The organism is Acidovorax sp. (assembly GCF_046339755.1).
Taxonomy (GTDB): domain Bacteria; phylum Pseudomonadota; class Gammaproteobacteria; order Burkholderiales; family Burkholderiaceae_C; genus Acidovorax.
The window spans coordinates 1-9,522 of record NZ_JBKDTZ010000392.1 but is presented as its reverse complement, the minus strand read 5'-3'; the positions used below and the strand labels follow the sequence as shown (position 1 = coordinate 9,522).

General features: G+C 69.7%; 8 protein-coding genes. 2 read left to right on the top strand and 6 right to left on the bottom strand.

The window, feature by feature from the left end; all coding sequences use genetic code 11:
- Positions 1-603: 603 nt before the first annotated feature.
- A complete protein-coding gene (locus ACK59X_RS33500) occupies positions 604-954 on the bottom strand; it encodes an Mpo1-like protein (RefSeq protein WP_409963640.1) in 351 nt (116 codons plus the stop codon).
- A gap of 184 nt (positions 955-1,138) precedes the next feature.
- Here ACK59X_RS33500 and ACK59X_RS33495 point away from each other — a divergent pair, with 184 nt between their 5' ends.
- Positions 1,139-2,350 (top strand): DUF418 domain-containing protein, encoded by a 1,212-nt coding sequence (locus ACK59X_RS33495; protein ID WP_409963638.1) that lies wholly within the window; start codon positions 1,139-1,141, stop codon positions 2,348-2,350.
- 4 nt (positions 2,351-2,354) lie between these two features.
- Here ACK59X_RS33495 and ACK59X_RS33490 read toward each other — a convergent pair whose 3' ends face one another.
- From ACK59X_RS33490 to ACK59X_RS33470, 5 genes are all read right to left on the bottom strand, one after another.
- A complete protein-coding gene (locus ACK59X_RS33490) occupies positions 2,355-4,082 on the bottom strand; it encodes a GDYXXLXY domain-containing protein (protein ID WP_409963636.1) in 1,728 nt (575 codons plus the stop codon).
- A complete protein-coding gene (locus tag ACK59X_RS33485; protein ID WP_409963634.1) occupies positions 4,079-5,062 on the bottom strand; it encodes a DUF2157 domain-containing protein in 984 nt (327 codons plus the stop codon). The genes ACK59X_RS33490 and ACK59X_RS33485 overlap by 4 nt, the downstream gene beginning before the upstream one ends.
- 18 nt (positions 5,063-5,080) lie before the next feature.
- On the bottom strand, positions 5,081-5,890 hold the full coding sequence (locus ACK59X_RS33480) for an alpha/beta fold hydrolase (protein ID WP_409963632.1): 810 nt from the start codon (positions 5,888-5,890) through the stop codon (positions 5,081-5,083).
- A 71-nt stretch (positions 5,891-5,961) separates the two neighbouring features.
- Positions 5,962-7,431: a DUF4303 domain-containing protein gene (locus ACK59X_RS33475; RefSeq protein WP_409963630.1), complete on the bottom strand. Its 1,470-nt coding sequence runs from the start codon at positions 7,429-7,431 to the stop codon at positions 5,962-5,964.
- Between the two features lie 32 nt (positions 7,432-7,463).
- Positions 7,464-8,771, bottom strand: a complete 1,308-nt coding sequence (locus tag ACK59X_RS33470; protein WP_409963628.1) for an O-acetylhomoserine aminocarboxypropyltransferase — start codon at positions 8,769-8,771, stop codon at positions 7,464-7,466.
- Positions 8,772-9,134: 363 nt separating this feature from the next.
- On the opposite strand from ACK59X_RS33470, the gene ACK59X_RS33465 reads away from it, so the two are divergent.
- Positions 9,135-9,522, top strand: a 388-nt coding sequence (locus ACK59X_RS33465) for a CBS domain-containing protein (RefSeq protein WP_409963626.1), incomplete at its 3' end; no start/stop codon positions are given.

Here is a 9,522-nt window from a genome sequence, read left to right as displayed (position 1 = left end):
GGGTGACGCCGAAGAACTCCCTGCGCTGCCTCTGCGAGGCAGCTCCGGTCAAACAGCTTCGGCGAGCCAGATGACGATGCGCGTGTCCTTCGGCACGCGCTCACCCCAGGCCCTGCGCTTCTCGGCACGGTCAGAAGGGGGGGATACCAACACGGGCCATTGCTTCGCTCGGCCCGGTCTGCCTCGCTGCGCTTGGCCTGGGCAGAGCGATCACGCCCAAACGTCGGCACCGCGAAGCGCGTCACCGACACCCGCCGTAGCTGCGACAGCAGCAGCCGGGTGGTACCCGCTCCCCACCCCTTCTGGCTGCGCCGAGAAGCGCAGGAGCTGGGGTGGGCGTGTGTGCCGACGGACACACACGCTGCGTCGTCTAGCTTGCCGCAGCTGTCTGAGCGGAGTTCGAAGAACGCAGCGAGTTCTGCGGCACCACCCCAGATCCGAGCATCGCAGGTTGCCCCCATCGCCCTCCGGGCGATGGGGGACGCAGACTGGGGGCCGCCTTCTCTTTGGTGACTTTCTCTTGGCGGCCCAAGAGAAAGTTACTGCGCCGCCGGGCGCACATCCCGGCCCCCGCCTTCAAACAAGGCACGCCGTCCAAAAAACTCAGAACCGCACATTCCCCAACCAGATATCCCGGTACATCGCCCAGTCCCCCATGAAGCTGTAAAGAGGCCGCTTGAAGCTCGCCGGCTTGTTCTTCTCAAACCCGAAATGCCCCACCCACGCAAACCCATACCCGCACAGCAACCCCAGCAACAAAAACCAAGGCTGCCGCAGGGCCACCGCCAAAGCCAGGCAGACCAGTGACAGGCTGGACCCCACGAAATGCAGCCGCCGGCAGGTGCGGTTGCTGTGCTCGGTCAGGTAGAACGGATAGAACTCCGCAAAGCTCTTGAAGGCACGCGGATCGGTGGCTGCCGTGGCCTTGTCCGCAACAGGGGCGCTGATGTCCATGGTCTTGTCTCCGTGGGTAATACTTAGAACGTGTTCACGATCTTTACGGGACCGCGTAAAGATCGTGAACACGTTCTTATCTTCGCTTTATACGCCCAAGCACGTCCAGGCGGGAGTGCCGCACTTGACAGTGCGCCATGGACATCGCGCCCCACCCGCCCAACGCGGCGGCCCCTTCTTCACCATGACTCCCACCGAACCGCCCCGCGAACACGCCATCGACGCACTGCGCGGCTTTGCGCTGCTGGGCATCCTGCTCGTCAATGCCGGCAGCTTCGCGTCCACCTACTTCGGCCTCGGCGTGGTCGACCCCGCGTTCTCGCGCCCCGTAGACCATGCCGTGCGCTGGTTCGTGGCCCTGGTCTTCGAAACCAAGTTCTACCTCCTGTTCTCGCTGCTGTTCGGCTACAGCTTTGCACTGCAGATGGACTCGGCCCAGCGCGCGGGCAGCGCCTTTGTGCCGCGCATGCTGCGGCGCCTGGCGGGATTGCTGCTGCTGGGGCTGGCGCATGCCTGGTTGCTGTTCGCGGGCGACATCCTGGTGACCTATGCGCTGCTGGGCCTGTTGCTGCTGCCGATGCGCCGGCTGCGGCCGGGCACTGCGGCGGCGTTGGCCGTGGCACTGCTGGCGCTGGTCTCCCTGGGCTGGGGGCTGCTGGCCTGGTTGATGTCGCTCGCGCCGCCCATGGACTGGCCGCTGGCCGAGGTCCACGCCAAGGCCCAGCAGGCCGCAGCCGCCTACCGCGCTGGGCCCCTGGAAGCCATTGCCCAGCGCGGACGCGACATGGCCGATGGCGTCTGGTTCGTGATCGTTTTCGTGCAGGGGCCGTGCGCACTGGCCATGTTCCTGCTGGGGCTGGCGGCCCATCGCTCGGGCTATCTGGCCCGCGCCGCAGGGGAGCCAGCGCGCCTGCGCAGGTGGATGCGGTGCTGCCTGCCCATCGGGGCCGCCGGAGCCTTGCTCTATGCCACGGTGCAGACCAGCCTGGTGCGCCAGAGCGACCATGTCTCTGCCGCGGTGCTGGCGGTGGACCTGGCCACGGCCCCGTTCCTCACACTGGGCTATGTCGCCGCGCTGCTCTGGGTGCTGCAGCACAGCCGCCACGGCCGGGCGCTGGCCGCCTGGCTGGAACCCGCGGGCCGCATGGCGCTGTCCAACTACCTGATGCAGTCTCTGGTGGGGGCGCTCGTGTTCACGGCCTACGGCCTGGCGCTGGTGGGGCGGGTGCCTCCGCTCGCGGTGCTGCTGGGCTGCGTGGCGCTGTATGCGGCCCAGCTCGCGCTGAGCCGCCGCTGGATGGCGCGGCATGCCTACGGGCCGGTGGAGTGGCTGCTGCGCGCCTTCACGCTGCTGCGCCGGCCAGCGTGGCGGCGCGGCCTCCGGCCGGCGGAGTGAACGATCAACGGCCTATGGGCACGAGCTGGTCGTCCGCCATGCCCACCAGCAGGGCCTTGCCGTCCGGCTGCACGCGGAATTCACCAAACCGGGCCTTTTCCCACAGGCTGGCATCGCCTTCGGCGAAATACCAGGCATCGGTCACCAGAGTCCAGTCGCCGTCCTTGGGCGTGAGCTGGATGCGGAACTCGCCAGGAGACAGCGGCGTATCGTATTTTTCCATGCGCTCCCAGGCCACCACGCCGCGCGCATCGAGCCGGCCAACAGCATAGGGCCGGCTGCCCAGCAGGCCTTCCACGCCGGCATTGCGCAAGTCGATGGTTTCATTCGGCGGCGGCAGGGTGAAGTCCAGCCGCATGTAGTCGCCCTGCATCAGCGAACGCGGGTCCATCGGGGCCAGCGGCACGTAGACCTTCTGGCCATTGGCAATGGTGTGCTCCTTGTCGGCAATGGCGATATTGGCCACGGCCACCGTGGCCAGCGCGCTCAGGCCCAGCAGCCAGGGGCCCAGGCGATGGTCCCAGTGGCGAGCGGCAACCGTGGCGGGCACGCCCGACCGTGGCGTGCGCAAGGCACTCCAGGCCAGCACACCCAGCAAGGCGCCACAGCCCACGAGCACCATGGCCTTGGTGGCCAGGGGCCAGGCCAGCTGGTAGTAAAAGCCGCCCATGATCCAGGCGCTGGCCAGCGCAGCCGCCGTGGCCTGGCCCCAACGGCGCGTGGTGCAGGTGACCACCAAAGTCAGCAGCGCACAGCCCAACAGCGGAGAGAACCAGCACAGCAAGGCCAGCACCAGGGCGACCACGGCGGCGCGGGGCTGGCGCAGGGCCGGCCAGGCGCGCTGTGCCAGGGCGGCGGCGCCCAGGGCCAGCAGCACGCTGGCGGCCTGCACCGTGCGCTGCAACGCATGGGTGCGCAGCCCGACCTCCTGACCGGCTTCGCGCAGCAGCTCGCCGCCGATGCCGGCACCCAAGGCGCCTCCCACCAGAAAGGTCTGGCCCGACAGGCCGCAGAGGCCCCAGATCAAGGCCAGCAGCCAGCCGCAGGTGAGCGGTTCGAGCAGCACGGCAACCCGGTTGCCCATGTCCCCGCGCCCCAGGGCCTGGCGCTGCCACAGCAGCAGGCCCACCCACACGGCGAGCACGCCATGCACCATGCCCCACGGAAGCAGGGGCGACAGGGCCCAGCGGCCATGGCTGCCAGGCCAGATGGCGACCGCGAACAGCACGGCAGCGCCCGCACCCAGCAAGGTGCGCAACCAGGGCAAGGGCACCAGCACCGCCACGGCCAACGCCACCACCAGCATCACTGCAGCGGCCGGCTGGGCGCCCATGTCGCGCCCGAGCGCAAAGCCCAGCAGGAGGGCGCCCGTGAGCAGCGCTGGAAAGGCCAGTTGCTCCAGGAAGATCGGCAGGTCCGCCTTGCGCAGGGCCGCCGTGGAGCCGGCCAGCACAGCGGCGCCGATGAAGTAGGCGCCCGCGCCGTCCACGATCCACTCGCCGAACAGCAGGGCGAACAGGGCCAGCAGCGGCAGCGCTGCCAGCCATGCCCCCAGGGCGGTGAGCAGCACCACGGGCCAGGGGCGCGCGGGGCCGGTCGCCTTGCGGGCATCGGCCGCCGTGGCGTGCGCGGGCAGCACGCCCTGGGCGACGGCGTTTTGCACAATGGCATCGAGGGCGGAGGGTTTCACCGCAGCCGTGCCTGCGGGATCGAGAGAGTGCTCGCCGCTCATGCCGACTCCCCTTGCGCTGCCGCAGCGCGGCGCGCCAGGCGCGTCACCGCGCTGACCGTGGCGGCCAGCATGCCGGCGGCCACCAGGCCGATAAGCAGCAGCGAGCCCACGAAATCGTCGAAGCGGGAGTTGGAGAACATGGCCCGCGCCAGCCCCGTGACCAGCAGGATGTTGAGCCCCAGCGCCGCACCGCTGAGCAAAAAGATGTCGAAATGCGTGCGCATGCCCACCAGCGCCGCGGCCGCCGCCAGCAGCACCAGCCCCAGGCCATAGTGCCCCGCCACCGGCGAATGGAACAGGCCGCCGAGCGCGGTGAGAGTGACCATTGCCAGCGCCAGCGTGCCCGCCGTACGCAGCGCCCACAGGCCCGCGCCGGTGAAGCGCCGCGCCTGCGGCAGCATGGCCGCCGCCACAGCCAGAGCGGCGCCCAGGGAGACCAGGTGCACCGTCATGTCCGCAGGCGACACACGCCAGCGGTGCCCCGTGTGCGCCTGCGCCCACAGCGAGATGCCGACCATGGCGACCAGGTTCCACGGCACCCACACCACATCGCTGCGCACGGCCAGCGCCAGGGGCAGCGTGAGCGCCGCCCACAGCGCAAACAGCTGCCACGGATCGGCGCCGGTCTGGTAGGTCTGGCCGAAGTAGGCGAACAGCGCGCCCGTACCCAGCAACGCCAGCATGGCCAGCGGCGCCCGCGCCCCGGCACGCAGCGCGGCCCCCGCGCACATGGCGAGCACAAAGCCCTGCAGCAGCGCAAAGCGCATGAAGCGGCCCAGGCTCTCCCAGTTGGCGGCGATCCACATCACGATGCCCAGCCCGCCCAGCGCTGCCGCGATCACGGCCACCGTGCGCCACAGCGTGGCGTGCAGGTTCGCAGGTGGGCGGTGGAGACCGGCCAGGCCCAGAAGGCGCGTGGCGGCAGGTCGGTCCAGCGTGTGCTGGCGCGCCAGTTCGAGCAGGTCGGTGCGCAGGGTCATGGTGGAGTCCGCGTGGACTTACTTGGCCAAGAAGTCGCGGATCGCCATCAGCGTGCCATCGGGCGCCTCGCTCATCTGGTTGTGGCCCACGGGCAGGCTGGTGGTCTGTACCGCCTTGCCCGCGGCGCGCGCGGCCGCCACCAGGCCCTGGGCGGCCTTGGGCGCGGTCATCTGGTCCTGCGCGCCCAGCGCGAACAGCACCGGGCACCGCACCGCCGCGATGGCCTGCTCGCCGTTGGCATAGCTGTCGCAGGCCACGAAGCCGCGGTGGAACACATTCACGGCGCTGTTGCTGCACAGCACCTTGCGGCCCAGCGCCATGCCCGCGTTGTAGACCCAGAAACCCGCGCCCGAAGGCGGCGCCAGCGTGCTGCGCGAGAACACGTTGACCATGCGCAGGGCCTTCTCGGGCTCGTTGAGGGCCGCGTCGATCAGCGCGGGCGAGACCTTCATCGGGTAGGCCGTGCCCACCAGCACCAGGTGGCTCACGCGCTCGCCCAGGCGGGCCGCGGCCTCCAGCGCGATCAGCGAGCCGAAGCTGTGGCCCACCAGGGCTGCGCGCGGCACGCCTGTGGCATCGAGCAGCGCGGCAATGAAGTCCGCCCCTGCTTCCACGCTGGCCGGTGCCTCGCCCGCGCTGCGGCAGTGGCCGGGAAGGTCCACGGCCAGCACGTTCCAGCCGTGGTTGGCCAGGTAGCGGCTTTGCAGCGCCCACACGCTGTGGTCGTTGAGCACGCCGTGGACCAGGACCACGGTGGGCAGCGCGGGGTTGAACGCCTTGCCGCCGGTGTAGCAGTAGGTGGTGTGGCCGTTGACTTGGATCTGCATACGAATGGGTCCTCTTGGTTCGCTTGTCTTTGCTTCGTTCTTGTCTTGTCAGGGGCAAGGGCTGCCCTCATTCAGCGCGGCGGCACGCCGGCAGCCAGGTCGTCCAGAACCTGGACCCAGCGCTGCGCTGCGTCGCGCACCTTGCTACTACTGTCCCTCTTGGCGGTGGCTTCGGCCAGGGGGCGCTGCGCAGCGGCCGCGCCACGCCAGTCGTCCAGGGCCAGCACGGCCAGGTAGCGCACGGTCTCGTCGCTGTCCTGCGCCACGGCATGGGCGAGCGCAGGAACAATGCGCGCACCGGCCTCGGCGCCCAGGCCCCGCTCGCCCAGCACCATGGCCGCATGCTGGCGCACCGCGGTCAGCGGCGATTGCAGGCCGCGCAGGGCGTCGTCCACCTCGTGCAGGCGCAGGGTGCAGGTGCCCTTGCCGGGGCGCAGCCACTGCTCCACCAGCGGCAGCAGCGCAGGCCGCACTTCGAGCAGGGATTCGATCAGGCGGTAGTCGAGCGGCAGCGGGTCCAGCACACGGTTGCGGAATGCGCCATAGGGCGATGACAGGCCTTGCGCCACACACGCGTCGCCCAGCGTGCCGGCCTGGGCCTGCTGCAGCAGCCAGGCACTGTCGCCCAGGTGGGCCAGCGCACCGGCGCAGACATTGCGGCCCGCCTGGGCCAGGTGGCGGGTGCCGTTGCGGGGCACCGGCTTGAGCCCCTGGGTGCGCAAGATCGCCAGCACCTCGGGCGTGGCTGCGCCGATCTCGCCCAGCAGGCGCGCGGCCTCGCACTGTGTTTCGGTGCGCGCCAGCAGGGGCAGCAGCGGCGGTATGGCCGCAGGGCCGAAGGCACGCAGCGCATGCTGCGCCGCCTCGCCATGGCGCTGGGCCTGCTCGCGCGTCAGGCCCAGCTCGGGCGCGGGCTGGTGCGCCAGGCAAGCCAGGTGGTAGCGCAGGCGCTCGGCATCGGGCAGCGCCGCCACGCGCGCTGCCTCGGCCAGGTCGGCGGCATGGCCAGGCAGCAGGCGCGCAAAGGCTTCGTCGCCCAGGCAGCGCAAGGCCATGGCAACGCCCTCATCGCTGTCCTCGTGCAGCAGCACGGCAAAGCCAGACGTGAGCCGGTCGGCCACGGCCGAGGCCTGCAGGGCATCGCGCAGGCGCTGGCATACGCGCACCAGGGCGTCAATGCAGCGGCGGTCCGTGGCCTCCCACTGCGCCACGTCGCCGCCTTGGGCCTCGGTCGCCAGTGCGGCTTCGGCCGCGGCCATGGCGGCGCTGCCCGAGGACATTTCGGGCCAGCACCAGTCCGCCGGGTTCCAGCGCAGGCTGTAGAGCGAGCCATCGCCTTCGGGGTCCTCGTCGGCTTGCGCCAGCGCGGCCTCGCTGTTCATCGCCACGGTGGGCAGGTGGATGGGGCCATCGTGCTCGCGGTAGATGCCCGCGAGCGCCACGGCATAGACATCGCCGCGCAGCGGATGCGCCTGCAACACCGGCAGCACCAGTGCCAGCGCATCGTCCAGCAGCGTCTGCTCGAAGGCATGCCAGTCCATGGCGGGTGCCGCCTGGGGTCCCATCGCCGGGCTCAGGCCGCCTTCTCCGCGGCCTTGAGGGCGCGCTTGAGGTCGTCGATCAGGTCGTCGGCATCTTCGAGCCCGATGGACAGGCGGATGGTGCCCTGGGTGATGCCGGCGTTGACCAGCGCCTCGTCGCTCATGCGGAAGTGCGTGGTGCTGGCCGGGTGGATCACCAGGCTGCGGCAGTCGCCCACGTTGGCCAGGTGGCTGAAGACCTTGAGCGCCTCGATGAACTTTTTGCCCTGCTCGCGGTTGCCTTGGAGGTCGAAGCTGAACACCGAGCCCGCGCCGCGCGGCAGCAGCTTTTGCGCGAGAGCGTGGCTGGGGTGGGTGTCGAGCATGGGGTGGCCCACGCGCGAGACGAAGGGCTGGCTGGCCAGGAACTCGACCACGCGCGCCGTGTTGCGCATGTGCCGCTCCATGCGCAGCGGCAGCGTCTCGATGCCCTGCAGGATCAGCCAGGCCGTGTGCGGGCTCATGCAGGCGCCAAAGTCGCGCAGGCCCTCGCGCCGCGCGCGCAGCAAGAAGGCGCCGACCGAGCTTTCCTCGCTGAACACCATGTTGTGAAAGCCGGCATACGGCTCAGTCAGCTCCGCGAACTTGCCCGCCGAGCGCGGGCCGTCCCAGTCGAAGCTGCCGCCATCGACCACGATGCCGCCCACCACCGTGCCGTGGCCCGACAGGAACTTGGTAGCCGAGTGGTAGACCAGGTCGGCCCCCAGTTCCAGCGGTTTCATGAGCCAGGGCGAGGTCAGGGTGGAATCGACCAGCAGTGGCACACCCGCCTCGTGCGCGATGGTGCTGATGGTGGGGATGTCCAGCACATCCAGGCCCGGGTTGCCCACGGTCTCGCCGAAGAACAGTTTCGTATTGGGCCGCACGGCGGCGCGCCAGCCGTCGATGTCACCAGGCTTGACGAAGGTGGTGGCTATGCCGAAGCGCGAAAGGGTGTAGTGCAGCAGGTTCTGCGAGCCGCCGTACAGTGCCGTGCTGGCCACGATGTGGCTGCCCGCGCCCATCAGCGTGCAGATGGACAGGTGCAGCGCGGCCTGGCCGCTGGCGGTGGCGATGGCGCCCACGCCGCCTTCCAGCGCCGACACGCGCTGCTCCAGCACCGCATTGGTGGGATTGCTGATGCGGCTGTAGACGTGGCCGGGCCGCTCCAGGTTGAACAGCGAGGCGGCGTGGTCGCTCGATTCGAAGACGAACGAGGTGGTCAGGTGGATCGGCACGGCGCGTGCGCCGGTGGCCGGATCGGGGGTGGCGCCGGCGTGCAGCGCAAGCGTGTCAAAGCCGGGGTCGGAGTAACCGGGCATCCAATGTCTCCCATGTTGTCGGTGTTAGTCCACTGAAACGGAAAAATCGGCTGTGCGTGTGGGTCTGGCTGGGCCGCAATCTCGGCGGCGGGCGCAGCCGGGTTGTAAACCCGGCGAGCACGGCAACGACGAGTGCGGCCCTGCCAGACCCTCACCCTGCGGGCCGGGGTGGCAGCAGGCGCATCGCGGCGTTGCGGGCTTTGCCAAGGCGGCCAGCCTTGGCCGCAGCCCGCGCATTGCGAGGCACCCGCTGCCACCCGGGCGCCCAGCCGATTTCTCCGTTTCAGTGGACTAGCGCATTGTGGGCTATATTTGCCGTGAACAGGCCTGCCGCGCCTCACCGAGCCCCATTGGAGACCGATCATGAAAGTCAGCGATATCCTTCGCGTCAAAGGCAATACCCTCTATACCGTCACGCCCGACGAACCGCTGTCCAACGCCGTGGACATCATGGCCGAGCGCGACATCGGCTCCCTGGTGGTGATGGAGCTCGGTGACCTGGTGGGCATGCTCACCTTCCGCGAGGTGATCCAGGCCATCGTGAAAAACGGCGGCAGCGTGGGCACCATGCAGGTCCGCTCGGCCATGGACGATGCACCGCTGACCTGCACGATGGAAACCGAGATGGACGAAGTGCGCCGCATGATGCTCGGCCACCATGCCCGCTACATGCCGGTGATGACACAGCGTACGCTGATGGGCGTGATCTCGTTCTACGACGTCGCGAAGGCGGTGGTCGATTCGCAGGACT